The organism is Flavobacterium cauense R2A-7 (assembly GCF_000498475.1).
Taxonomy (GTDB): Bacteria; Bacteroidota; Bacteroidia; order Flavobacteriales; family Flavobacteriaceae; genus Flavobacterium; species Flavobacterium cauense.
On sequence record NZ_AVBI01000019.1, the window covers coordinates 686,060 to 711,267 of the forward strand.

25 protein-coding genes are annotated in these 25,208 nt (G+C 36.9%); 3 read left to right on the forward strand and 22 right to left on the reverse strand.

All coding sequences use genetic code 11. The features are described 5' to 3' along the window. Nucleotide 1 precedes the first annotated feature (1 nt). From FCR2A7T_RS13150 to FCR2A7T_RS13205, 12 genes are all read right to left on the reverse strand, one after another. Nucleotides 2–1,000: a glycosyltransferase gene (locus FCR2A7T_RS13150; protein WP_023571797.1), complete on the reverse strand. Its 999-nt coding sequence runs from the start codon at nt 998–1,000 to the stop codon at nt 2–4. Nucleotides 1,001–1,089: 89 nt separating this feature from the next. Next, nucleotides 1,090–2,190, reverse strand: a complete 1,101-nt coding sequence (locus FCR2A7T_RS14905; protein ID WP_023571798.1) for a T9SS type A sorting domain-containing protein — start codon at nt 2,188–2,190, stop codon at nt 1,090–1,092. Between the two features lie 148 nt (nt 2,191–2,338). Further along, nucleotides 2,339–4,807: a T9SS type A sorting domain-containing protein gene (locus FCR2A7T_RS13160; RefSeq protein ID WP_023571799.1), complete on the reverse strand. Its 2,469-nt coding sequence runs from the start codon at nt 4,805–4,807 to the stop codon at nt 2,339–2,341. Nucleotides 4,808–4,931: 124 nt separating this feature from the next. Then, the gene (gene fabV, locus FCR2A7T_RS13165) at nt 4,932–6,122 is read right to left on the reverse strand and encodes an enoyl-ACP reductase FabV (RefSeq protein ID WP_035118482.1); all 1,191 of its coding nucleotides are present in this window, start codon (nt 6,120–6,122) and stop codon (nt 4,932–4,934) included. Nucleotides 6,123–6,197: 75 nt separating this feature from the next. Further along, entirely contained in the window at nt 6,198–7,850 is a 1,653-nt protein-coding gene (gene recN, locus FCR2A7T_RS13170) for a DNA repair protein RecN (protein WP_023571801.1), read from the reverse strand. Nucleotides 7,851–7,886: 36 nt separating this feature from the next. Then, nucleotides 7,887–8,774 carry a type IX secretion system protein PorD gene (porD, locus tag FCR2A7T_RS13175; protein WP_035118484.1) on the reverse strand — a complete coding sequence of 296 codons (888 nt, stop codon included), beginning with the start codon at nt 8,772–8,774 and terminating at the stop codon, nt 7,887–7,889. Next, nucleotides 8,767–9,975: a bifunctional phosphopantothenoylcysteine decarboxylase/phosphopantothenate--cysteine ligase CoaBC gene (coaBC, locus tag FCR2A7T_RS13180; RefSeq protein WP_023571802.1), complete on the reverse strand. Its 1,209-nt coding sequence runs from the start codon at nt 9,973–9,975 to the stop codon at nt 8,767–8,769. Before coaBC ends, porD begins: the two co-directional genes overlap by 8 nt. Nucleotides 9,976–9,979: 4 nt before the next feature. Then, entirely contained in the window at nt 9,980–10,300 is a 321-nt protein-coding gene (locus FCR2A7T_RS13185; RefSeq protein WP_023571803.1) for a DNA-directed RNA polymerase subunit omega, read from the reverse strand. Between the two features lie 6 nt (nt 10,301–10,306). Further along, the gene (locus tag FCR2A7T_RS13190) at nt 10,307–11,101 is read right to left on the reverse strand and encodes an outer membrane protein assembly factor BamD (RefSeq protein WP_023571804.1); all 795 of its coding nucleotides are present in this window, start codon (nt 11,099–11,101) and stop codon (nt 10,307–10,309) included. A gap of 164 nt (nt 11,102–11,265) precedes the next feature. Continuing rightward, nucleotides 11,266–11,778 carry a ferritin gene (locus FCR2A7T_RS13195; protein WP_023571805.1) on the reverse strand — a complete coding sequence of 171 codons (513 nt, stop codon included), beginning with the start codon at nt 11,776–11,778 and terminating at the stop codon, nt 11,266–11,268. A gap of 24 nt (nt 11,779–11,802) precedes the next feature. Further along, nucleotides 11,803–12,684 (reverse strand): 4-hydroxy-tetrahydrodipicolinate synthase, encoded by an 882-nt coding sequence (gene dapA, locus FCR2A7T_RS13200; protein WP_023571806.1) that lies wholly within the window; start codon nt 12,682–12,684, stop codon nt 11,803–11,805. 1 nt (nt 12,685) lies between these two features. Then, entirely contained in the window at nt 12,686–13,204 is a 519-nt protein-coding gene (locus tag FCR2A7T_RS13205) for a DUF6913 domain-containing protein (protein WP_023571807.1), read from the reverse strand. A gap of 48 nt (nt 13,205–13,252) precedes the next feature. On the opposite strand from FCR2A7T_RS13205, the gene FCR2A7T_RS13210 reads away from it, so the two are divergent. Beyond that, the gene (locus FCR2A7T_RS13210; RefSeq protein WP_023571808.1) at nt 13,253–14,035 is read left to right on the forward strand and encodes a 5'-nucleotidase C-terminal domain-containing protein; all 783 of its coding nucleotides are present in this window, start codon (nt 13,253–13,255) and stop codon (nt 14,033–14,035) included. A gap of 1 nt (nt 14,036) precedes the next feature. After that, nucleotides 14,037–14,966, forward strand: coding sequence for a bifunctional metallophosphatase/5'-nucleotidase (locus FCR2A7T_RS13215; RefSeq protein WP_023571809.1), 930 nt, complete (start codon nt 14,037–14,039; stop codon nt 14,964–14,966). On the opposite strand, the gene FCR2A7T_RS13220 is transcribed toward FCR2A7T_RS13215, so the two are convergent. The 9 genes from FCR2A7T_RS13220 to rpsF all read right to left on the reverse strand — a co-directional run bounded on the left by FCR2A7T_RS13220 (nt 14,937) and on the right by rpsF (nt 21,536). Further along, nucleotides 14,937–15,650 carry a lysoplasmalogenase family protein gene (locus FCR2A7T_RS13220; protein WP_023571810.1) on the reverse strand — a complete coding sequence of 238 codons (714 nt, stop codon included), beginning with the start codon at nt 15,648–15,650 and terminating at the stop codon, nt 14,937–14,939. The two genes, FCR2A7T_RS13215 and FCR2A7T_RS13220, sit on opposite strands and share 30 nt — an antisense overlap. Before the next feature lie 54 nt (nt 15,651–15,704). Then, nucleotides 15,705–16,397 (reverse strand): lysoplasmalogenase family protein, encoded by a 693-nt coding sequence (locus FCR2A7T_RS13225; protein ID WP_023571811.1) that lies wholly within the window; start codon nt 16,395–16,397, stop codon nt 15,705–15,707. Further along, nucleotides 16,394–17,074: a lysoplasmalogenase family protein gene (locus FCR2A7T_RS13230; RefSeq protein WP_035118486.1), complete on the reverse strand. Its 681-nt coding sequence runs from the start codon at nt 17,072–17,074 to the stop codon at nt 16,394–16,396. The genes FCR2A7T_RS13225 and FCR2A7T_RS13230 overlap by 4 nt, the downstream gene beginning before the upstream one ends. Then, nucleotides 17,064–17,774 (reverse strand): hypothetical protein, encoded by a 711-nt coding sequence (locus FCR2A7T_RS13235; RefSeq protein WP_035118488.1) that lies wholly within the window; start codon nt 17,772–17,774, stop codon nt 17,064–17,066. The genes FCR2A7T_RS13230 and FCR2A7T_RS13235 overlap by 11 nt, the downstream gene beginning before the upstream one ends. Beyond that, on the reverse strand, nt 17,767–19,767 hold the full coding sequence (gene ligA, locus FCR2A7T_RS13240) for an NAD-dependent DNA ligase LigA (RefSeq protein WP_023571812.1): 2,001 nt from the start codon (nt 19,765–19,767) through the stop codon (nt 17,767–17,769). The genes FCR2A7T_RS13235 and ligA overlap by 8 nt, the downstream gene beginning before the upstream one ends. Before the next feature lie 80 nt (nt 19,768–19,847). Further along, nucleotides 19,848–20,321, reverse strand: a complete 474-nt coding sequence (locus FCR2A7T_RS13245) for a DUF6495 family protein (protein WP_023571813.1) — start codon at nt 20,319–20,321, stop codon at nt 19,848–19,850. 61 nt (nt 20,322–20,382) lie between these two features. Continuing rightward, the gene (gene rplI / locus FCR2A7T_RS13250; protein ID WP_023571814.1) at nt 20,383–20,826 is read right to left on the reverse strand and encodes a 50S ribosomal protein L9; all 444 of its coding nucleotides are present in this window, start codon (nt 20,824–20,826) and stop codon (nt 20,383–20,385) included. A gap of 66 nt (nt 20,827–20,892) precedes the next feature. Continuing rightward, nucleotides 20,893–21,189, reverse strand: coding sequence for a 30S ribosomal protein S18 (gene rpsR / locus FCR2A7T_RS13255; RefSeq protein WP_007138295.1), 297 nt, complete (start codon nt 21,187–21,189; stop codon nt 20,893–20,895). A gap of 5 nt (nt 21,190–21,194) precedes the next feature. After that, the gene (rpsF, locus tag FCR2A7T_RS13260; protein WP_035118490.1) at nt 21,195–21,536 is read right to left on the reverse strand and encodes a 30S ribosomal protein S6; all 342 of its coding nucleotides are present in this window, start codon (nt 21,534–21,536) and stop codon (nt 21,195–21,197) included. A 169-nt stretch (nt 21,537–21,705) separates the two neighbouring features. Between rpsF and FCR2A7T_RS13265 the strand changes: the two genes are divergently transcribed. Further along, a complete protein-coding gene (locus FCR2A7T_RS13265; RefSeq protein ID WP_035118492.1) occupies nt 21,706–22,404 on the forward strand; it encodes a LytR/AlgR family response regulator transcription factor in 699 nt (232 codons plus the stop codon). On the opposite strand, the gene priA is transcribed toward FCR2A7T_RS13265, so the two are convergent. Next, a complete protein-coding gene (gene priA, locus FCR2A7T_RS13270) occupies nt 22,401–24,851 on the reverse strand; it encodes a replication restart helicase PriA (RefSeq protein WP_023571818.1) in 2,451 nt (816 codons plus the stop codon). The genes FCR2A7T_RS13265 and priA overlap by 4 nt on opposite strands. Nucleotides 24,852–25,208 lie beyond the last annotated feature (357 nt).

The window sequence follows — 25,208 nt, forward strand, 5'->3', positions numbered from 1 at the left end:
ATTATTTATTAAAAAACAATTCCGGGAAAGCGGTTTCGGGCTGTTGTTTTTTCAATTTAATTTTGATGAACGACTGTAAAAACCCGACACCGTATCCGACAAACTGAAAAATGGCTGCAAAAACAGACAAAAATCCAATCCAGGGATTTAAATTTTCTATAGAACCGATCCAGAACAATAAAATAAAATAAGCCGCATATACTTTAATCGGAATTGAAAATCCGAAGGCGAATAAAAGTAAAGAGAGCGCAAATCCAAACAGAAAAAGTGTAGGAAACCAAAACGTTATTTTACTGTATTTTGGGTACCAGGAATCCAAAATAGGTCTGGCTTTTCCGAATTTATTAACTTGTTTGTAGAACTTACTGAAATCTATTCTTCGTTTATGATATACGTAGGAATCTTTGAATAATCGGGTTTTGAAACCTTTTTCCCAAAGTCGGATGGACAAATCCGGGTCTTCTCCGGGATGAATATTTCCGAAACCACCCGACGCTTCAAAAGCCTTTTTAGACAATCCCATATTAAAACTTCTTGGCTGAAACTTTCCTATTTTTTCCGAACCGCCACGAACCCCACCTGTTGTTAAAAACGAAGTCATGGTAAAGTTTATTGCTTTTTGGACTGAAGAAAAGGAATCCAATGCATTATCGGGTCCGCCGAAACAATCCACGTACTTTTTCTTCAGGTTTTTATCTACCGAAGCCAAATAATCTTCCGGTAAAATACAATCCGAATCTAAAATCAAGAAGTAACTGCCCATGGCATGCTTCATCCCGAAATTTCTGGAATCGCCAGGACCGGAATTGGGCTTGCTGAAATAAGAAATAAACAATTTCCCTTCATACTTTTTAACCACATCCTTACAAGGTATAGTTGAACCGTCTTCAACTATAACAACTTCAAAATCTTCATGATAAACCTGTTCTGCCAAACTTTTTAGCAGTTCCTCTACTTCATCAGGTCGGTTATACACCGGAATAATAAATGAAAAATACATTGCTGCAAATAAATTTTAACAAAGGTAATGCTATAAAAACAAAAAAGCCACTTGAAAAAGTGGCTTTTGAATTATTTTGAGTGAATTTATTATTGCTTAACCACTTTAATGGTTTTCGTTATTCCGTCAACATTTGCTTTAACCAAATAATTACCGGAAGAAAGTACAGACATGTCTAATTGGGTTTGTGCAGCATTTAATTGTTTTGATAAAACTTCCTGTCCTAACATATTATAAACAGATACTGAAGATATTTCTGTAGAATAGGATAAATTTAAAACATCCTTAACCGGATTAGGATACGCTTTGAAAGCATCTGAAACAAAATCCTGAGCTGATAACAGTTGATTAGTGGACACTTTCAAACAAAAGGTTCCTTCTGAAGTAGCATCATAACCAGAAACCCTAACATAATACGTTTGACCTACATTTACAGGAGCATCCGAAATAATTGAATTCCAAGAGAAACCATTACTTAAGGTTGTAGTCCCTCCATCCTGATCGCAACTCACTTCTGTTAAAGAACCACAAGTTCCTGAATATAATGAAATCTCAGAATCGACAAGAGTTCCTCCGGTAAAATCTGTTGAAACATCTACTGTTGCAATACCACTTGGAACGGTAAATGAAAACCAAACATCGTTTTCACCGTATACGAAACAAGAAGCCGCAACTACCCCTGAATCTGTAGCGCCTGCATTTGTAGCATTTGTATTGGTCCCATCACAAAAAGTAGAATCTACTGTTAATGAAATTGCATTCACACATTCGTCATTTGCTGGTGCAGGTGGAGGCGCACATGTCGCAGAGATACACTGGATAGTAGTAGTATGGCAATCGGAATCCGTTTCACAGCCATTACTCAAAGAGATATGAAATCTGACCGTGCTTACAGCGACAGCATTTACAGTTAAGGGTGAATTCCCAAATGCAATTACGTTGTCTGAATCATCAGTTACCGTGATATAATTTCCTGCTCCGCCTGTTGCAGTAAATTCATAATCGTTCCCAATAATAAGACCGGTAATTACGGAATATTCGCCGGCATAATTACAACTTGTAATTTCCTGAACGACTCCCGTATTAGAGGAAGTTACATCCGAAAAAGGATATTGGCTGGTTGAAATACATTGCGCTTTAACCGCAACACCAACAAAAAATAAACAGATAAATAAAGTAATTTTTTTCATAAGCTTTTAGTAGTTTGGATAAAAATAGTAAATATTTTCAGATAATTAACATTATTACATATTTCTTATAAAAAATAACAAATTACTCGTAAAAGCATAAAAAAAGGTGGTCTTTCGACCACCTTTTAAAAAAAACAACGTGTTTAGATTATTGTTTTACCACTTTAATTGTTTTAACCAATCCGTCAGCTGTAACTTTTACAATGTAGTTACCGGCATTAAGATTTGATAAATCAATTTGTCCTTGTGAAGCATTTAATGTTTTTGTCATAACATTTTGACCTAACATATTATAAACTTCAACAGAAGTAATATCTGAAGAATATGAAAGATTCAACATGTCTTTAACTGGGTTAGGATAAGCTCTGAAAGAAGCACTATCAAAAGATCCCGTACTTAATGATGCATCGTAAGCTGAAATTCCGAAGTTTCCAACTGCATCATTATTATATTCGTAAGCTCTGATTAAAATTGTATTTCCAGGTGTTTGTCCCGTTAATGATAATTTTGAAAAACCTACTGCAAATTCGGTAGCACCATCATCATCACAACCGATTTGTGTTGGAAAAGCACAATCACCTGAATAAGCTGTAATTACAGTATCAATTCCTGCACCTCCTCCTACCGGAGTTCCTGTTTCAATCGTAATATTTCCGCTGGCAGGCACTACAACACTATACCAAACATCTCCTCCGCTAAATCCGAAACAAGTTGTTGGTGCAGTCTGACTTGAAGTTGTCGCGCCCGCATTAGTTCCGTCTACTGGGTTATCACTGTAAACTCCGCCTGGTGTTAAAGCAACTGCATTAGTACAATCGTCATTTGCAGGAGGTGTTGCCAATGTTGTGAAAGACACTGTAGACCAAGCACTGTATGTTCCTGAACCACAATCAGTTCTCACATGGAAATAATAAGTAGTTACAGGGTTTAGTGATGCCGCATCATAGGTTTCACCAGCTAAATTAGTACCTGCACCTGCTGGAGCTGTTGCTACCTGATCGATAACATATTGGTAGTTTCCTGATGTTGCAGTCCAAGTTATCGATGCACTTGCATCTGTGATTGAGTTTACAGCTAATCCTGATGGAGAAGGACATGCCGGTGTTAACTCTAATTTAAAATCGTCAAAAGCTACATACCAAGGTGAAGAACTTGGTTGGTTAACTCTTACAGCAAAATAATAAGTTCCTGAAGATGAAGGAACGAAAGTTCTTTTCACTTCAGCATACGACTGAATCGCTATTGTTCCTGATCCCGGTACATTGTAGCTGCCACCCAATTGAGTAGCACCAACAGAACTAGCTGACGTATTGTAGAACATATCTACTACCCAACCAGTTCCACCATCACCTTGAACAAAAGTAGAGAAATCATAAGAAGTCCCTGCTGTTAAATCAAATCCAACAGTCCAGATATATTCATTTGTAGATGACCATGCATTTCTTATGTAATTTGCACCGGATCTGGCAGTATTATATGTGGTTGCATTTGAAGACGACCAATCACCAATTTCTTTAAACCAACATGAAGGGAAATTTGTAGTTCCTAAAGTAGTTAAGCCGTCGAAATTTTCAGTCCAAGGCAAAGAAGTCACCGCTCCACAAGAAACGATTGAAGCAACAGATGAATAAGCAAAAAGACCTGAAGTAGTACAAGTAATTTTTAATCTGTATTGGATTGGAGTACCCGCATAAACCGGTGGTGTATAAGACAATGTTGTTGCGCCTGTTCCGCCAACAGCATTTGCCCAGTTAGAACCACCATCAGTAGATTGTTCCCATTGATATGACAAACCGCTTACACCTGTAGTCTGACCAGTAATACTTAATGCAGCAGAAGCTTGTCCGCTGATAAGTGTTTGGGAAACCGGAGATGCTGTTCCTGCAACTGGAGTTCCCGCACACGCAGGAGGTGGTGTAAAGGTAAAAATTTGACCTGTAGCAGGTTTCGTACTAATATTTGTTGTTGATGTAGTACTGCTTACAGCTGGAGTTGAAACACTTGTTAAGTTTAAGTAACTTCCCGCTCCGGATCCAGTTGCTGAACCGATACCAATAGTTGCTGACCCTGACGCTACGTTTGTAGCCTCTTGTCTGTAAACAAATTCAATAACGTTTGTTGTTTCATAAAGTTTAACTTGAAAACTGATTACTGGCGTAGCACCAGAATTCCAGTTCCATTCCCAATTTCTCCATTCAACAGTTAAAACTCTGTTAGGAGCGGAACCGGTAACTTCATATCCCGCAACAGAAGAAGCTGGTGTAGCACCATCCAAATCATCCCATAAAGGTGCAATGATTGGTCTTGATGTAGCATTTGCTGTCGACAAGTCGTTTGTAGTTAAAACCGCTGTTCCGGTAGTATTCAAACTAATAAAACCATTGGAACCCATTTTAAATTGGGTATAATTCACACCTTCATAAACAAATGTAAATCCAATATTTTGTGCAGGGCTTAAATAACTATCAGCTCTTACAGCTGTTAACAGAGTAGCTGCACCACTCATTTCTGTATAAGTGCCCATACTGTTTGAAAAAGCATAAGTTGATGCTGATTGCGCATACGAACCCGTAATAGCAAACATCAATAATGCCATCAATAAAGTAATTTTTTTCATGTTATAACTTTTAAAATTAAAGCATAAAATTAATAACAATAATCTTAATTATAACATAAATCAGACATAAAACACAAAACTCACGACAAAGCGTGAGTTTTATAACAATTTTTAAGGATTTTACTTACTTAATGCTCTCTATCTGAACCATTTCATCAGTGTCCGCAAGGTAATCCACCCCGTCAAAACCGAAACCAAACAGGTTTAAAAAGTCTTGTTTGTAACCTGCTAAATCCCCAATTTCAACCAGAGATTCTGTAGTAGATTCTGTCCATAATTTAGCAATTGTCTCCTGAACATCAGTTCTCATCTCCCAATCATCGATACGAATTCTTCCTTTGTCATCCGTTGGAACAGCTGCACCACTATATAACCTGTCATGGAATAATCGCTGAATTTGCTCGATACAACCTTCATGAATACCTTTTTCTTTCATGATTTTGTATAATAAGGAGATATACAAAGGAATTACCGGGATGGCAGAACTTGCCTGAGTAACCAACGCTTTGTTTACCGATACATAACCCTTACCGTTAATATCTTGTAACTTATCTGTGATCTCAAAAGCAGTAGATTCCAAATGATCTTTTGCTCTACCGATAGTCCCTTTTCTGTAAACGGCTTCCGTAACTTCAGGGCCGATATAAGAATAGGCAACGGTAGTTACACCATCAGCCAGTACACCTGCTTCTTTCATGGCATCCATCCACATTGACCAGTCTTCACCTCCCATTACCACAACCGTATTGTCGATATCCTCTTGGTTTGCAGGCTCAATCGAAACCTGAGATACATTTCCGGTATGGAAATCAACCGTTTTGTTAGTAAATGTTGTTCCGATAGGTTTTAAAACAGAACGATGTGTAACGCCTGTAACCGGATGAACACGAACCGGAGAAGCCAAACTGTAAATAATCAAATCAACCTGACCCAAATCAGCTTTAATCATATCGATGGTTTGTTGTTTCACTTCATTTGAAAAGGCGTCACCATTGATACTTTTAGCATACAATCCAGCTTTATGAGCTTCCTGCTCGAAAGCAGCAGAATTGTACCAACCCGGAGAAGCTGTTTTTCCTTCCATTGGCGGTTTTTCAAAAAACACACCAATCGTAGAAGCGTCTGAACCGAATGCACTTGTAATTCTTGAAGCCAAGCCAAATCCGGTAGAAGCTCCTATAACCAATACGCGTTTTGGTCCGTTAATTTTTCCTTTTGATTTTACATATTCAATTTGATTTTTCACATTTTGTTCGCACCCTTTTGGATGGGCCGTCAAACAAATAAATCCTCGCATTCTAGGTTCTATAATCATTTCCTGCTTATTTTATTTATTCTATTTTTGGTTTGTTTGTTCGAAATTTCAGTAAAACAAAAGTAAGTTAAAAAATTAATTCAACAACGCTTTTGCATGATTTAGCGCCGAATCAGTGATGTCTTTGCCGGATAACATTTCGGCAATTTCAACGATACGCTCTTCGGCAGACAATAATTTCAATTCGGATATTGTGCTTTCGCCCTGAATGGATTTGAACACTTTGTAATGTTGTTGTCCTTTTGCGGCAATCTGCGGCAGGTGTGTAATGGCAAAAACCTGCATTTCACTGCTCATCCCTTTCATAATATCTCCCATTTTATGTGCAATTTCACCCGACACCCCGGTATCGATTTCATCAAAAATGATGGTCGGCAATTTGGAATACTCCGCCAAAATTGCTTTAACCGCCAGCATGATGCGCGAAAGCTCTCCGCCCGAAGCAATTTTTTTCAACAAGCCAAAATCAGTACCTTTATTAGCAGAGAAAAGCAATTGAATTTCGTCTTTCCCAAAAGCATTAAATGTTTCCTTAGGTCGAATATCAAACTGAAAACGCGCATTCGGCATTCCGAGTTGTGATAAAACGGAAGTGATTTTATCGGTTAAAATCGGAACTGCTTTAGTTCTGCTGACTGAAATCGTGTTCGCCATTTGCTCCAAATCCAGAGTGATTTCCTGAACTTCAGTTTCCAATTTTTGAATCGTGGTTTCCAAATCATCGGCTAAAACCACTTTATTATCCAAATCATGCTGAATTTCCAACAATTCTTCTACAGAACCAACCTGATGTTTTTTCTGTAAGGAATAAATGGTTTGCAGTTTTTGATTTACCAATTCCAATTGCTCCGGATCGTTAACCAGCTTTTCGGATTGGTTGAAAAGTTCGTTTACAATATCATCGAACTCAATCAACACACTGGAAACACGTTCGTTCAATTCATTAAATTCCGGAGACAATCCGGCAATTTTCTGCAATGCGGTTTTTACTTCTTTTATATTTTGAATGATCCCAATTTGCTCCTCATTAGCCAACGCCAACGATTTATCTAAAGCTTCTTTGATAAATTCGACATTATTAAGTCTCTCAAAAACAGCTTCAAGTTCCGATTGTTCTCCGGTTTTTAAATTAGCCGCAAGCAATTCTTCCAACAAAAAGGTATTGTAATCCTGTTCTTTAGATAATGCTTCTTTATCTGAAATGAGTTTTTTCAACTGACTTTTGATCTGCTTGTATTCAGAAAGTCGGTTTTGATAAGCTGCTAAAGTTTCGGAATTTCCGGCGATAGCATCTAAAATTCGGATCTGATATTCTTCTTCCGACAATTCACGAGTCTGATGTTGGGAATGGATGTCGATTAAAAACTCACCCAATTCCTGTAATTCATTCAGATTTACCGGACTGTCGTTCACAAAAGCACGGGATTTCCCTGAGGGCAAAATTTCTCTTCGGATAATGGTTATCGGTTCATAATCCAAATCATTGTCCAAGAAAAAAGGCTTTAAATTGTAGTTATCGATTTGAAATTGCGCTTCTATGACGCATTTCTGTTCTTTATCTTTTAGCGATGTTAAATCGGCTCGTTTTCCTAAAACCAAACCTAAAGCTCCCAGAAGTATGGACTTCCCTGCTCCGGTTTCACCGGTAATAATAGACATTTTGTTGGAAAAATGCATGTCCAACTGTTCTATCAAAGCGAAATTTTTAATGGATAAATGTATCAGCATAATTTGTGCTTGTGGAAAATTAGTCTAAACACAAATTTAGAATTTTATAGCATTCCATTTAGCGGAATTTAACGGCGAAACCCTGTTTAACGTTTCAGATAATTCCGCTATGTTAACATTCGGACCTCCTGAAAAAACAGCTACTATTTCGTCTGCTTTGGCATCAAAAAAGATTCGGGTAATGAAAGCATTCGGACGCACGTTGTGAATCTTGGAAACTGTCTGAATGGCTTTAACGATATTCTCTTTTGCTTCTTTGGGTTTATCAGCCATTTTATCCATTCCTAAGAAATGATATTCGTATAAGGCCTCACGATAAGGAGTAAATGTATTGGAAAGCAAATCGTTTACTAAGTAATAACGGTTTTGTTTTTTTTCCGTTTGTGTCCAACCTGCCGCCCCGCTTGACTGTGCCAGATTGGCAATGTTAGCAGCACTTTCTATGAATTTTGTACCGCCCTGACTTGAAAAAGTATCAGCATCCAAACCTATTATAATGTTCGCATAGAAAGCAACAACCGCAATCAGATTAGAATCGTAACTGTTCGGATTGTAAACAAAATTTTCAAATTCAAGATATCTGAAATTAAATTCCTTGTCGTTAAAATTAAATACCGGAGAACCGTAAGTTGAATTATACACCGGTCTGGAAGACTGGATTTGTAGTGTGCAGGTAAATTCGTTGGATTCGTAAGACTGAATGGTAATAAACATACTGCAGTCGATACGCTCTTTGTTGGCAAAATTTCGGGTAGTCCATTTGGTATTGTTAACAAACTCGCCCAAAGAACGCTCCAATGTTTTGAAAATCTGAACATTGGCTGCGGTAATCTGATCATAATTAACTTTTACCGTACAGTTTAATTCCTGACTGTATCCGAAATAAGAAACCAATAAAAGTGCTGTTATAATCCAATTACGCATAATGTTCTGTTATTTTATTGACAATATCCTTTGCCACATCTTCCTTCGATTTTAAATCCATAGGTTCAATGGAAAAATTCTTATCGATAAACGTTACTTTATTGGTGGGTTTTCCAAAACCGGCACCTTGATCGTTTAACGAATTAAGAACTATCAAATCTAAGTTTTTTTTCTGAATTTTCTGCTTTGCGTGTTCAATTTCATTTTCAGTTTCCAATGCGAAACCGATTAAAAACTGTTGTTTTTTAATTTCACCAAGCGATGCGAGAATATCTTTTGTTTTTTCCAATTCAATTGAAAACGCGGTGTCGTTCTTTTTTATTTTCTGCGCGGCAACATTTTTAGGACGATAATCTGCAACAGCAGCTGCAGCTACCATCACATCCATATCTTTAAAATACTGATGACAAACCTTATACATTTCTTCAGCGGAAGTTACCCTTTCCACTGTCACCAGAGAATGTTTCAACTGCAGATGTGTGGGTCCGGAAACCAAAATCACTTCGGCACCTAAATCAGCTGCTGCTTTGGCTATATCATACCCCATTTTTCCGGTAGAATGATTTCCGATAAAACGCACGGGATCAATCGCCTCGTAAGTTGGACCGGCTGTAACCAATATTTTTTTTCCTTTTAACGGAAGTTTGCTTTCGATGTCTTTTTCCAGAAAAGCAATAATGTTTTCAGGTTCTGCCATTCTTCCTTCACCGGAAAGTCCGCTTGCCAATTCGCCGGTTTCTGCCGGAATAATAATATTACCGAAGTCTCTCAAGGCATTAAAACTGGCTACAGTAGAACTGTGTTTGTACATATCCAAATCCATTGCCGGAGCAAAATAAACAGGACATTTGGCAGAAAGATAAGTGGCAATTAAAAGATTATCACAATTGCCGTTCACCATTTTGGAAAGTGTATTGGCAGTTGCCGGAGCAATGAGCATCAAATCGGCCCAAAGTCCAAACTCAACGTGATTGTTCCATTGTTCATTCTCGTTTTCCTCACTTAAGAAGGTAGAATAAACCGGATTTTTGGAGAGTGTTGACAGTGTTAACGGTGTAACAAAATCTTTAGAAGCAGGCGTCATGATTACCTGAACCTGAGCGCCTGCTTTTATAAGTAGTCTAACTAATGTTGCTGTTTTATATGCGGCAATTCCTCCGGAAATACCGAGTAATACTTTTTTTCCGCTTAAAACAGACATACTGTTATTGTTTATTTGAATCTCTGTAATAGATTTTACCTTCCAACCACTCTTGAACTGCTAACGCGTGTGGTTTTGGTAATTTTTCGTAAAACTTGGAAACCTCGATTTGCTCTTTGTTTTCGAAAATTTCTTCAAGACTATCATTATAAGTAGCAAACTCCTCAAGCTTGTCAATCAATTCTTTTTTGATTTCAGAGTTGATTTGATTCGCTCTTCTTGCCATAATAGTAATCGCTTCATATACATTCCCCGTTGGCTCTTCGATTTTACTCTTATTGTAGGTAATTGTATTTACAGGAGCTGTAGTCTTCTTTAAATCCATACTTAATTATTTAGAAAATTTTTGTAATTCAGTTTCAATAATTGCCAATTTTTCATCGGCATCAGTTTTATATTTTGTGTCAGGTTTAAAACGGAGTAATCCGGAATAAGCCAATTTAGCCAAATTTAATCGCTCTTCCATTTTGGAAGGCACACTGTTTAACGCCAGTTTGTATGAGGAATCAAACTTATAATATAAAGCTTCCTCTTTGTATTTTGTGCCGGGATAATCAGAAATAAAATTATCCAAAGAACGAATAGCTGATTTAAAATCTGAAATCGTATTGTATTGCTTTGCGATTTCAAACGCTTTTTTCTCTAACTTGTCTCTAAGGACAGTCATAATCTTGTTTGCCTCGTCCAAATTCTGTGAATTCGGATAAGTATTGATATAATTCTGTAACTTTTCAATTGCCTTATCAGTATCGGATTGATCCAGAGAATACACCGGAGACAGGTAAGAATAACACTTCGCACCTAAAAAGGCTGTTTCTTCTCTGTGCTCACTTTTAGGATATGTAGCCGCAAATGACTCGAACTGATAGGCAGCTAAATAATATTGTTCTGTTTTATAATACGACTGAGCAAACATGTAAAACAACTTTTCGGCCTGAGGCTTTCCTCTGTTTGGACCGGCTATCTGCTCGAATAATCGAATGGCTTTGGTATATTTTTCTTTTTCGTATTTTTGAGTTGCCACTTCATATTTAAACGCCAAATCTTCTGATTTTAAAGCTTTTTGGTACGGACTACAAGAAACAAAAAGTACTGAAAAAAGTAAAATATATAAAAATTTATTCATGTTTCGTTTTGGTTATAATGCCTGTAAACGTAATTTTACATTACCTTCAAAAGCAAATGCAAAGTTAATTATTAATTATAGATTACAAAATCTTTTTTTCATGTCTTAAAAAAGCAAAAGATGCCATAAAAAGACATCTTTCCTTTAACTCACTTTATCGTGATTTATTTTACTGAACCGGGCTGATTTCCGGAAAAATTTTTCATATCGTTATCAAACAGATACAATCCGCCTTTATCATCACCAATTAAGTTGATTTTATCCAAAATTGTTCTTGCAGTTGCTTCTTCTTCAATTTGTTCCGAAACATACCATTGCAGAAAATTATGTGTAGCATAGTCTTTTTCACCCAAGGAAACATGAACCAGATTATTAATACTTTGGGAAACCATTACCTCATGTTCATACAATTGTGTAAACAGTGCCTTAAAAGACGAACAATCCAAAACTGGCTCAATCACATTCGGGATTTTTGCATTTCCTCCACGCTGATTGGCATATTTTACCAATTTAAGCATGTGCATGCGCTCTTCGTCGGATTGATTGTACATGAAAGTTGCGATTCCTTCAAACCCCTGAACTTCCGCCCAAGAGGCCATAGCCAGATAAATTTGGGAAGAATCTGCTTCTACTTTAATTTGATTGTTGATTGCAGTCTCTATAGATTTTGACAACATAGATTTCTGTTTTTGTTAGAAATGCTAATTTACGACTTTCTTTACAAAAGCATCAAGGCGATTTGCTAAATCTTCGTTAACATTTACCAATGGCAAACGAACTGTGTTTTCAGACAATCCCAATGATTTAAACACTTCTTTGATACCGCCCGGATTTCCCTGTTCGAAAATCATATCGATACTGTCGGCAAGCAAATAATGCAATTTGTAAGCTTCGTCTACTTTTCTTTGCAATCCTAAACGCACCATTTCAGAGAATTCTTTTGGAAAACCTTCACCGATTACTGAAATCACACCCGCTCCACCAGCTAAAACCATTGGAAGAGTAATCATATCATCTCCTGAAATCACAAGGAAATCTTTTGGTTTGTCCTGAAGTAATTTCATAGCTTGTACAATGTCTCCGGCGGCCTCTTTAATTGCGATTACGTTTTTAAAATCATTCGCTAATCGGATTACCGTTGACGGCAACATATTACTTGCGGTTCTACCTGGAACATTATACAAAATCACGGGTAGCGGAGACGCTTCTGCCACCATTTTAAAATGCTGATAAATCCCTTCCTGTGTAGGTTTGTTATAATACGGAGAAACAGACAAAACTGCTGAAAATCCTGAAAAATCTCTTGTTTTCAATTCTTCCACAACTTTCATGGTATTGTTCCCTCCTACTCCTAAAACCAATGGCAATCTTCCGTTGTTGGCTTCTTTAACGGTACGGATAACCAATTCTTTTTCGTCTGCCGTAAGGGTTGCCGATTCAGCCGTGGTCCCTAAAACCACTAAATACTCCACACCACCGTCAATTACATAATTCACAATTCTTTTCAATGCTTCCACATCAACAGAAAAATCTTTTTTGAATGGGGTTACCAACGCTACTCCGGTACCAATAAATGCCTGCATTTTATATCTTTTTTAAAATTTTTAAATATTTGAACAATTCCGTTACAAATTCCGAATGTTTTTCAGCTACTGTTGTTATCATAAAAGCATTCAATCGTTTCTCAACAGTGGAAAAACCGACTTTAAATTTTGCTTTCGACTGCAAAGTTACCAATACTAACGGAGGTTTTTCAACATCATAATAACTAATTAACATATCGAACGGTTTGTTAATAAAATCCGTAATATCCTGTTTCTGAAATTCTGCTCCAAATGAAATAGAATCCCTGCTGAAAAACGGGTTTTCAAAGGTATCTTTCTTTTTAATTTTGTCCCGGTAAATAAGAATTTCGAGAGCATTCCGGTCGATTCCGTTTTTGGTAATTTCTGAAATCAGCGCTTCTTTTTGGGTAAAATAACTTTCATCAATCAGCAATCCAACGGTTTGTATTTTATCTTCGGTTACAACAGGCTTATAATTGACTAAGGATTTTTTAACTAATTTTTTAATTGAAAAATCCTTTAAAAGTTTTAAAAACATAGTAATTTTACTTGGAATACAAATTTAACGAAATAAGACTTATTACGAATGGTAAAGTTAAGAAAGTATAACCGTTTTTTCATACAATTTATTGTTGCTTTTTCGGTTTTTTTATTGATTTCCTGTGGTGGAAACAAATATTACAATTCGAAAATAGAAGGAAAACAAATTGGAATTACAGCACAATCCGGCGAAGTAAAATCAATTGATGCTTTTGTTGCACCTTACCGCGAACACATCAACAAAGACCTTGATAATGTGTTGGCCTATGCTCCGGAAACGTTGGACAAAAGTAAAGGGGAATGGCAAACCACGATAGGCAATCTTATGGCCGACATGACAATCGAAATGGGCAATCCCTTTTTTTTGTCCCGCGAAAAAAAAGACATCGACATTTGCATCTTAAATCACGGAGGAATCCGATCCATCTTACCCAAAGGGAATGTCACTACACGCACCGCATTCGAAATCATGCCTTTTGAAAACAGTCTGATTATCGCAGAACTGAAAGGAACTGAAATCCGCGAAATGGCAAATTACATTCTGAAAGAAAGAAAACCGCATCCGTTAAGGGGATTGGAAATAATCATCGACAAAAACACCATGACCGTAAAATCGTTATCCGTTAAAGGAAAACCGCTGGACGATTCGAAAACCTACTATGTAGCTACTTCCGATTATTTATCAAACGGAGGCGATAATATGGTATTTTTTAAGAAAGCGATAAAATCATACGACATGAATTACAAGCTTCGCAACCTAATGATTGATTATTTCAAGAAAACAGACACAATACCTGTAATTACCAACAAAAGAATAATCCTGGAATAAGATGAAAAGAAGAGATTTTTTAAAGAACACAGCAGCAAGTTCCGCATTATTGACGTTGGGTGGTTTATCGTTAAGCAGTTTTGATACCACAGAAACAACTTCTGAAATAAAAAAAATTACCATCCTGCATACTAATGATGTGCACAGTCATATTGATCCCTTTCCCGCCGATCATCCTAAGAATCCAAACATGGGAGGCGTAGCAAGAAGAGCCGCTCTGATTGAACAAATCCGAAAAGAGGAAAAAAACGTTTTACTGTTGGATGCCGGAGATATTTTTCAGGGAACACCTTATTTCAATTACTATGGGGGCGAATTGGAATTCAAGTTAATGAGCATGTTACAATATGATTTGGCCACCATGGGAAATCACGATTTCGATAACGGGATTGATGGTTTTTATGCGCAATTACCTCATGCAAAATTCGATTTTGTTTCTGCTAATTACGATTTTAAAAATACCATTCTAAACGACATCATAAAACCCTATAAAATACTGCACAAAGACGGCATTAAAATCGGAATTTTCGGTTTGGGAGTGGAACTTCAGGGATTGGTGAGTCCGCAACTTTACAAAGAAACGGTGTACAACAATCCGGTGGAAATTGCGCAAGACATGACGCGAATTCTCAAACAGGAAAAAAACTGCGACTTAGTCATTTGTTTGTCCCATTTGGGCTTTAAATACACCAATGAGCCGGAAAAAATTTGCGATGTGAATCTGGCCCGACAAACCAAAGACATTGATTTAATTATTGGCGGACATACACATACGTTTCTTGAGAAACCGGTTATCGAAAAAAACAAGGACGGCAAGGAAGTTATGATAAATCAGGTGGGCTGTTACGGAATCAATCTTGGAAGAATTGATTTCTATTTTAATCCGAAAAGCAAAACCGGTTCAGGAAACGGCAGAAGCATTATTGTTTAATTGTTTTTCCTGATTTATAGAAATAACTGCCATGTAAAGCAAATATTGAGCAACAGAAAATATGGCGATAGCGATGGGTCTGAATATTGGCAAAGAAAGATAATAAAAATCGATTGCCACAATGAAACGCATAAAAGTGAACAGGATAACACTGATTAAAACATAGGTATTAATCCTGTTTGTTGCTATAAAATAATTTGCCAGTGCTACTCCTCCCAACAAAATTACAAGCAGTCCGTTAAGCAGTACAAAATAAAATGCATCTCCCAATTTATCATTCAGTAGCCCTAAAACAGTAATAAAAATAATTACGAAAGGAAAAGTTCCAATTATAAACGGTAATGTTTTAGGAGGTTTACAGCATTTCAAAATTAAAATCAGAACGGACAGTCTGCTTAAAAAAGTATTTAAGATTCCCAATACCATTGTATTTTTTTCAGAACTGATAAAACAAATATTGGCAATCCACATAAAAAAAAGCGCCAAAACAAAATATCGACTAATTTCTTTTTTACTCACATTCAACAAATAGAGAAAAAACAACGTTGGCATTAAAAGAGGTTTTACAAGATAGAGAAGGTTCACATCTTTTAAATATTCCGCATAAATCAACACCAAGCTTATAAGCAGATAAAGCAGTTTTATTTTTTCAGAGAACCATATTTTCGTCAATTCGAAACCCATATCATTATTTTAAAACAGAAACTTACTTCATCAAATATTCATTAACTAAAAACACTACCCTCTTTCCTTCCCAAGAGCTTTATTTTCAAATAAGAGCATTGTTTTTAACAGAAAAAATTGCGCCGTAACAAACAACAACATTGCAATTGGCCTGAAAAGTTTTATTGAAACATAATACAAATCTATCGATACCAAAAACTGAATGAAGGTGAAAAATAAGGCACAGATTAAAAAATAAGTATTTGTTCTGTTGGAATCGATAAAATAATTGGCCAGTGAATAAGCACCCATAAAAATCATAAACGCCCCGTTGATAAAAAAGAAATACACACCGGTTTCGATATTTTCATAAACCAACTGAAAAACACAACAATAAATAAACGAAAAAGGAATTACCGCAATCAAAAAAGACACCTTATTTGGGAACGAAGTATTTACCAGAATTAGATAAATGATGAATATCCAAAACACAAGATAACTAGCCGTGCCTTTAAAAATAAATTCCGGAGTCTGATTGATAAAAAACAAATTCGCCATCCAGATAAACAACAGTGCCGACAGGTAAATCCAGTTAACTTTTTTGGACATCACAACATACAAAACACCCAAAACAGGAATTAAAAAAGGTTTGGTGTAACTAATTATCCGAATGTCTTTTTCATATTCAGCAAAAATAACAAACAAAGAAAGTATACAATATACTATTCCGAGAAATGCTGCTATATTTTTTCGGAATTCAGTTCTCAATTTTTCAAATCTTTAAGAAGATAATATTGGGTTAGAAAATAATATGAGACTATCTGTGTGAAATTATTCAGATAGTCTAATATTTCAATTTCCAAAAAATCCTTTTTAAGAATATAAAAAACATCCGAAATTACAAATGACAAACTCGCTAAAATCATAAAAGTAGTATATCTCGAAGGTTTTATAATATAATTTAAGGAGGCTAACGTTCCTAGGGAAACCAGAACAATACCGTAAAGCACTATTAATCCTAAGTTTTCAGTTTTATTCTCTATGAGAACATCCACTATACTGATCAACAAAAAGATTAAAAAGAACACACAAATAAGCAACGCAAACAAATGTGTTTTATTGATAAATCGCAAACGTAACGTCACCAAATCATCAACAAGTCCTTTCAGAAAGAACAGATAAGCCAAAAGAAAAACGGCAATAATTAAAACAAAAAGGTTTTCCGAATCAATCAGTACAATCATGTCACCTGTAAAGAAAAGAATCGTTATCAAAGTATAAGTCCAACTGAATTTAATTTTTCTTTCCTGAAGATAATAGAAAAATATAGCCGGAACAATTACCGGTTTGGAAACCAGCATAAGTTCATTATTGCCCAATACAACTCCCAGCATGTAAACCATACACGCGATAAAATACATGATTAATGCAGGTTTATTCTTCATCGTAACTTATGGGTATGTATTGTTGTTTGCGGTATAAAAAATATTTAATAATGAAGTAAAATGAAATGACCTGACAAAACACATTGATATCTATAAAAACACTGAATTTTGCATAATGATTGTACAACACATAAAACAGATCACTTATGACCAAACAAAAAATGGTCAATAACAGAAAAAAACCGGCCTGATTACTTTTCAAAACATAATAGGTTACGGTTTCAATACCCAATACTACAAGCGTGATACCATAAACGAGAAGCAAACCATAATTTGCATCTGTGGTGTTAAAAACAAGCGATAAACCAACGTAAAGCAAGCTCAACAAAAAGACAATCACCAAACAGATTATCAAAACAGCATAGCTTGATATTTTAGGATTTTTCAAACGCAACAAATCTTGGGTAAGATAAAATCCGATAAACAAATAAGCAATCAGATTTAAAATCATTAGCGGCACCAATAAATCTTCATATTCGATCAGAATCATCATGTCGCCAATATAAAAAAAGAGCATTACCAAAGAAGGCAATAAAGCTACTTTCCCTTTACTTTCCTGCCAATAATAGAAATAAATTGCCGGAGCAATCATTGGTTTGAAAAGGAATGTAATTATAGAATCCCATTTCAAAACAATAGAAAGCACGTACACCAAAGATGCAGAAAAATATAAAATTAAGGCCGGTGCATTTTTACCCATGTATCATTGCTATAAAATCATCCTCGGTAATGATTGGAATATTCAACTGATTCGCTTTTTCAAGTTTGGCAGGTCCCATATTATCTCCGGCAACCACAAAATGAGTTTTCGCAGAAATGGAACTACCTACTTTTCCGCCGTTGTCTTCTATGGCTTTTTTCAGATCGTCCCGTGAAAATTTCTCAAAAACCCCCGAAACCACAAACGTTTTACCCGAAAGTACATCGGAAACCGTTGTGTCTGCTGAGGCGATTGCTTCCAGTTGAATTCCGTATTGTTTCAATCGCTCAATGATAAGCCTATTTTCTTGATTATCAAAAAATTCAATGACACTTTGGGCGATTTTTTCGCCTATTTCATCGACTAAAATCAAATCCGTCAGGGAAGCAGAAGCGATCGCATCGATTGATTTATAATGTTTTGCCAACTTTTTGGCCACTGTCTCCCCTACGTATCGAATTCCTAAAGCGTACAACACTCGTTCAAACGGGATTTCTTTGGATTTGGCTATCCCCTTAATCATATTATCGGCTGATTTTTCCGCCATTCGTTCCAGCGGAATGATTTGCTCTTTTTTAAGTTCGTACAAATCCGCATAATTGGTCACCAAACCATTGTTAAAAAGTAACGCTACGGTTTCTCCGCCCAATCCTTCAATATCCATCGCTTTGCGCGTAATGAAATGCTGAATTCTTCCGATAATTTGCGGTGGGCAACCGTAAAAATTTGGGCAATAATGATTCGCTTCACCTTCTTTTCGTTCCAATTCGGTTTGACATTCCGGACAATGGGTAATGTACTTTGTAGGTTCAGAATTAGCCGGTCGTTTCGTTAAGTCAACATCAATAATTTTCGGGATGATTTCGCCTCCTTTTTCCACAAAAACCGTATCACCAATTCGGATATCTAATTTTTCAATCTGATCTGCGTTATGAAGCGAAGCTCTTTTTACCACAGTTCCCGCCAACTGAACCGGCTCTAAATTAGCAACCGGTGTAATGGCTCCCGTTCGTCCAACCTGATAGGAAATCGAATTTAATTTCGTCGAAACCTGCTCTGCTTTAAATTTATAGGCGATTGCCCAACGCGGGGATTTTGCGGTATAGCCTAATTCATCCTGCTGATGAATATTATTAATCTTAACTACCACTCCGTCTGTTTCATAAGGCATTTCGTGTCGGTGCTTGTCCCAATAATTGATAAAGTCAAAAACTTCATTCATATTTTTGGCCAAATGCGATTGTGTTGGCACTTTAAACCCCCATTGACGTGCTTTTTCCAAGCCTTCAAAATGAGTAGTGATTGGCAGATTGTTGCCTATTAAGGAATACAGCAAGCAATCGAGCGGTCGTTTGGCCACTTCGGCACTGTCTTGTAATTTCAAACTCCCGGAAGCCGTATTTCTAGGATTCGCATACGGAGTTTCTCCTATTTCAATCAATTCCTGGTTCATTTTTTCAAATCCGGCAAAAGGTAAAATGATTTCACCTCTTATATCGAATTTTTGCGGAAAGTCACCCTTCAGCTTAATAGGAACCGCTTTGATGGTTTTGATGTTATTGGTTACATCGTCGCCCTGAAATCCGTCACCTCTTGTAACGGCACGTTTCAACTTCCCGTTTTCGTAGGAAATGCTTATGGAAGCACCGTCATATTTTAATTCACAGATATATTCCAAAGGAACATCACCTAAAATCTTCTGGGCGCGTTTTTCCCAATCCAACAAATCTTCTTTGGAATACGAATTGTCGAGTGAATACATACGGTATTCGTGTTGAACCGTTTCAAAAGTTTTGGTTATGGCACCTCCAACTCTTTGAGTTGGTGAATTTTCATCAAAAAACTCGGGATGTTTAGCCTCAAGATCCTGAAGCTCTTTTAGTTTTGTATCAAATTCGTAATCGGAAATCGTAGGATTATCCAATACGTAATAATTATAATTGTGTTGGTTAAGTTCGTCTCTGAGGGCTTGTATTTTAGGCAAAACGTCCATAAAAAAGAAAAATTGGCTAGATTAGTTTAATGCAACTAATTTAACCAATTTTTAATAATATCCCTTTTAAAACAATAAAACTATTGCTCCAAAATTCCGCTCATTTGTTCAAACAAATCACCATCCGTAAAAATAGCGCCTTGTTGAATCAAATTGAATATTTCCATATTCCTGTCGTCTGTAAAAACTTTTTGTCCGCGTTGTACTTCAACATTATCCGTGAACAAATTATCACTTAACCATTGTAGCCCTTCTTTTTGCAATAAATTGACTTCCGGCACTAAGGCACGAATAATGATAGTCATCATGTGAACTTCCGTACAATGAAAAAGAAAAATGTAGTTTTTGGAATAATGTTCCAAATATTTAGCATTTCCTAAAACACCTTCCCAGATCAAATCGGAGAAAACATCAATTTCCTGCTCCGCAGTTTCCGGGTTTTGCGCTTTAATGGTATCCCATTCATTTTTATCAATAGATTGGGAAGCCAAAAAGTTAATAAACTCCGGATGCAGCTCTTCAAGTTGTTCTTTTGTAAGTCTTGTATATTTCATATACTGCTTTTAAAAAAAAAGCCTCCTCAAACGAGAAGGCTTCCTTATAATGAATTGGAAATTAAGCTTGTTCAGCGATAATTTCGTATGCTAATTCAACAATTACATCACGGTGTAAACGCACTGAAGCAGTGTATTTACCAGTACGTTTAACGATACCGGAAGTGATGAATTTTTTGTCGATAGACTGACCGTTTTTCTCTAAAACTTCAGCGATGTCAGCATTTGTAACGGATCCGAATAATTTCTCACCACCTGCTTTAGCAGAAATTTTGATATCTAAAGCTTTCAAAGCCTCACCAATTGCTTTTGCATCAGCAACGATTTTAGCTTCTTTGTGTGCTTTTTGTTTCAAGTTTTCAGCTAAAACTTTTTTAGCAGAAGGAGTTGCCAAAATAGCCATTCCTTGAGGAATTAAAAAGTTACGACCGTAACCTGGTTTTACAGATACTACATCGTCTTTAAATCCTAAATTCTGAACGTCTTGTTTTAAAATAAGTTCCATGTTGTTGTCCTTTTGTATTTATAGAAGTTAGCCCGCCAGTGGCGTGGCAACAACTGTAATTTTTAATTATTTTAATAAATCGGCCACGTATGGCATTAAAGCTAAATGTCTTGCTCTTTTAACAGCAACAGACACTTTTCTTTGGTATTTCAAAGAAGTACCTGTTAAACGACGAGGAAGAATTTTCCCTTGTTCGTTAACGAATTTCAATAAGAAATCTGCATCTTTATAATCGATATATTTGATACCGGATTTTTTGAAACGACAGTACTTTTTAGTTTTGTTAGTTTCGATATTCAAAGGCGTTAGATATCTGATATCTCCGTCTTTTTTTCCTGAAGCGGATTGTTGTAAAGTTGCCATAATAATTATGCTTTAGCTGCTTTTAATTTTGCTCTTCTTCTTTCTGCCCAAGCTACCGCGTGTTTGTCTAAACTTACAGTTAAGAAACGCATAACTCTTTCGTCACGTCTAAATTCAGTTTCAAAAGCGATTAAAACTTCTGGTGCTGCTTTGAATTCAAACAAATGGTAAAAACCACTTTTCTTGTGTTGGATTTCGTAAGCCATTTTTTTTAAGCCCCAATCCTCTTTGGATACCATCTCTGCTCCTTTAGAAGTAAGAAAATCTTCAAACTTGCTAACTGTTTCCTTTACCTGTTGCTCAGATAAAACGGGATTCAAGATGAAAACAGTTTCATAATGATTCATAATAAAAAATTTATTTGTTATAAAATTGGGTGCAAAAATAGTGATTTATATTTAACCTGCAATACCATTTCCTGTATTTTAGATGAAATGCAATATTTTCACATAAATTCTTTGGATATTAAAACTATTTAGCTATTTTTATTTCGATATTAACTCTCACCAGAAGCTTATGAAAATAAATTGTATTGTAGTTGATGATAGTAGCATCCAAAGATTGACCATTACCAAACTGGTAAATGACAACCCGAATCTGGAGCTTGTAGGCGAATTTTCTAATGCTGTGGAAGCCAAAAACTGTATCACAAATAAAAATGTGGACTTAGTCTTTTTGGATATCGAAATGCCCGTAATTAATGGTTTCGACCTGTTGGACGGCTTGAAAGTGAAACCGCAGGTGATTTTTATTACCTCTAAGGCAGAATACGCTGTAAAGGCATTTGATTATGCCGCGACGGATTACCTTCACAAACCCATTACCCGAGAACGCTTTAACCAGGCTGTTAAAAAAGCCATAAGTATGATCTCGTTGAGTAAAGAAAACGGCGGTGAAGAAGAAAGCCCACACATCTTTATCAAGAGTAACCTGAAAAAACTTAAAATTTATATTTCCCGAATCAAATGGATTGAAGCGTACGGCGATTATGTAAAAGTAATTACCGAAGAAGACAACCACTTGGTTTTATCAACAATGAAAGCTTTTGAAAATGAACTGCCGAAAGAGAAATTCATTCGCGTTCACAAATCCTTCATCGTAAACATTGATAAAATAGAGAAATTCAACAGTAAGTTTGCCGAAATCGGTCCGAATAAGATTCCGTTAAGCCGAAACAAAAAAGAAGATTTAGTAAAAGCAATCGAAAGCGCTTAATAATTATCGACATTTAGTGTCACTTTTATGGCTCTGTATTGCGCAACCGCCTCAAAACTATTCAGCACCCGTTGGATAGTTTTTTTTGTTTGTCCCAAATGGTTTTGATTCGGAATCTTGATTAAAATTGTTCGGATATATTCATTACGAATCCGACTGATTGCTGGCTCTTCCGGACCTAAAACAGGAAGCTGAAGTTGCTGCACCAAAACATTGTACAACCACAGCGAACCTTCTTTCAGCTTGTCAAAATCCCGATGTTTCAATGTTAATTTCACCAAACGATAATACGGCGGATATTTGAAATTATGACGTTCATACACCTGCTCGTTATACATTCCGCTATAATCATTATTCACAACCTGTTGAATAATATTATGATACGGATTGTACGTCTGAATCATCACTTTTCCTCTTTTCTCAGAACGCCCTGCCCTGCCCGACACCTGCATCATCATCTGATAGGCGCGCTCGTGCGAACGAAAATCGGGTTGGTTCAACATATTATCGGCATTCATTACGCCGACCAGTGTTACGTTATCAAAATGCAATCCTTTGGCGAGCATTTGTGTTCCGACCAAAACATCAATTTCCTGATTTTTAAACGCATCGATAATTTTTTCGTAGCCGAATTTTCCTCGAGTGGTATCCTGATCCATTCTTCCGATGGTTTTTTCCGGAAAAAGGGCTTTCAGTTCGATTTCAATCTGCTCGGTACCGAAACCTTTCGTAGACAGATCAACCGACTGGCAAGCGTGACAATGCGTAGGATTCGCAATCGAATGGCCGCAATAATGACAACGCAACTGGTTTTTGAATTTGTAGTAGGTCAGACTCACATCGCAACTTGGACATTGCGGTACATGTCCGCACGTCATACATTCCACGAATGGCGAATAGCCGCGGCGGTTCTGAAACAAAATTACCTGTTCCCCTTTAGACAAGGCTTCTGTCATCGCTTCGAGCAAATCGTCACTGAAATGCCCGTTCATTTTCTTCCGTTTGTATTTGTCTTTTAAATCAACCAGATAGATTTCGGGTAAAACCACATTACCGTAACGCTCGAAAAGCTCCACTAAACCGTATTTTTTTGCTTTTACGTTGTGATAGGTTTCCAGACTTGGCGTAGCCGAACCCAACAAAACTTTAGCTTTATGCTGCGATGCCAAAACAATTGCCGCATCACGGGCATGATATCTCGGCGCCGGATCGAATTGTTTGAAAGTCTGCTCGTGCTCTTCGTCGATAACAATCAATCCTAAGTTTGAAAAAGGCAAAAACAAAGCCGAACGTGCTCCAATCACAATCTTCGCTTTATCCGAATTTTGCAACACCTGATTCCATACTTCGATGCGTTCGTTGTTCGAATATTTAGAATGAAAAACCGCCACCTGATTGCCAAAATAAGCCGTCAATCGCGTTACCAATTGTGTCGTTAAAGCGATTTCGGGAAGCAAATACAAAACCTGTTCGCCTTTAGCGATATATTCTTCTATTAATTTAATGTAAATTTCGGTTTTACCCGAAGCCGTTACGCCATGCAATAATGTTACAGCATGTTGTCCGAAGTTTTCTTTAACCTCTTCAAACGCTTTTTGTTGCGGCTGACTCAACTGAAAACCGGCATCCGTATTTTGTTCGAAGGAGACACGATCTTCCGCGATATAATATTCTTCGAAAATTTCTTTATCCACCAACGACTTCACGACTGCCGAAGTACTTCCGGAAGTTTCCAACAATTTCTTAACCGATATTGGCTTTTTTTCCTTGGCATTCAGCTGAAAATAATGCAGTACCAGTTCGCGTTGTTTTTGGGCGCGGGAAAGGATTTCCATTAGTTCCGATAATTGTTCCTGTTGCAGAAATTCCGCTTGCAAACGAATGTATCGGGTTAATTTCGGTTTGTATTTTTCGGCGACTTCTTCCTGCAAGAGCAATACATTTTTAGCAAGCATTGCATTTAAAATCGGAAATACATTTTTCTTCCCGAGGATGGAAACAATGTCTTCCACTTTTAAGGACGATTGCTGTTGCAACGCTTGGTAAATAAGGAATTCACTGTCGGAAAGCTCTTTTGCATCGATAGTAACATCGTTTTGAGCCGAAATAATGGTTTCGCTTTCCAATAAAAATCCGGACGGCAAAGCGCTTTTAAATACTTCTCCAATGGAACACATGTAATAGTTTGCAATCCACTGCCAATGTTCGATTTGGAATTCGTTTACCACCGGAGCCTCATCTAATATCTGATGAATTTCTTTGGCCTGATAAAGCGTTGGTACGTTCTGGTGCAAATCGATTACCAAAGCGGTGTAGATTTTGCTTTTTCCGAAAGGTACGGCCACGCGCATTCCTTTTTGGATATACTGAAACTCGGCTTCAGAAACCAGATAAGTGAATGTTTTGGGTAAGGCTAACGGTAAAACGACTTCTACGAAATGCGGCATAAATGACTTTTGAGTTACAAATATAAGTTACCGCGATTTATTTTGGATGCTAATTTGAAAAATTGATTGGGATTGATTTAACCGTTGGATGTTGTTGATTTAACCGCAAAGAGCGCAAAGGGGTTTCGCAAAAGCCTCAAAGACAGTTTGGTCAGGATACAGGAATTTTCACAATCGTTCCAAAAGGTTTTAAAGTTCCTCCTTCAGCCCTGATGGGAGCGGCATCCTTTTTCTTTCGTTGAGGCTCTCACCGAAAGAAAAAGATAGAGCGGACAGCAGGAACAGGGTTTCCAAATATGCCCAAACCATTCGCTCCAAAATAGTATTACTTAAATCTGTCATTCCGACGCAGGAGGA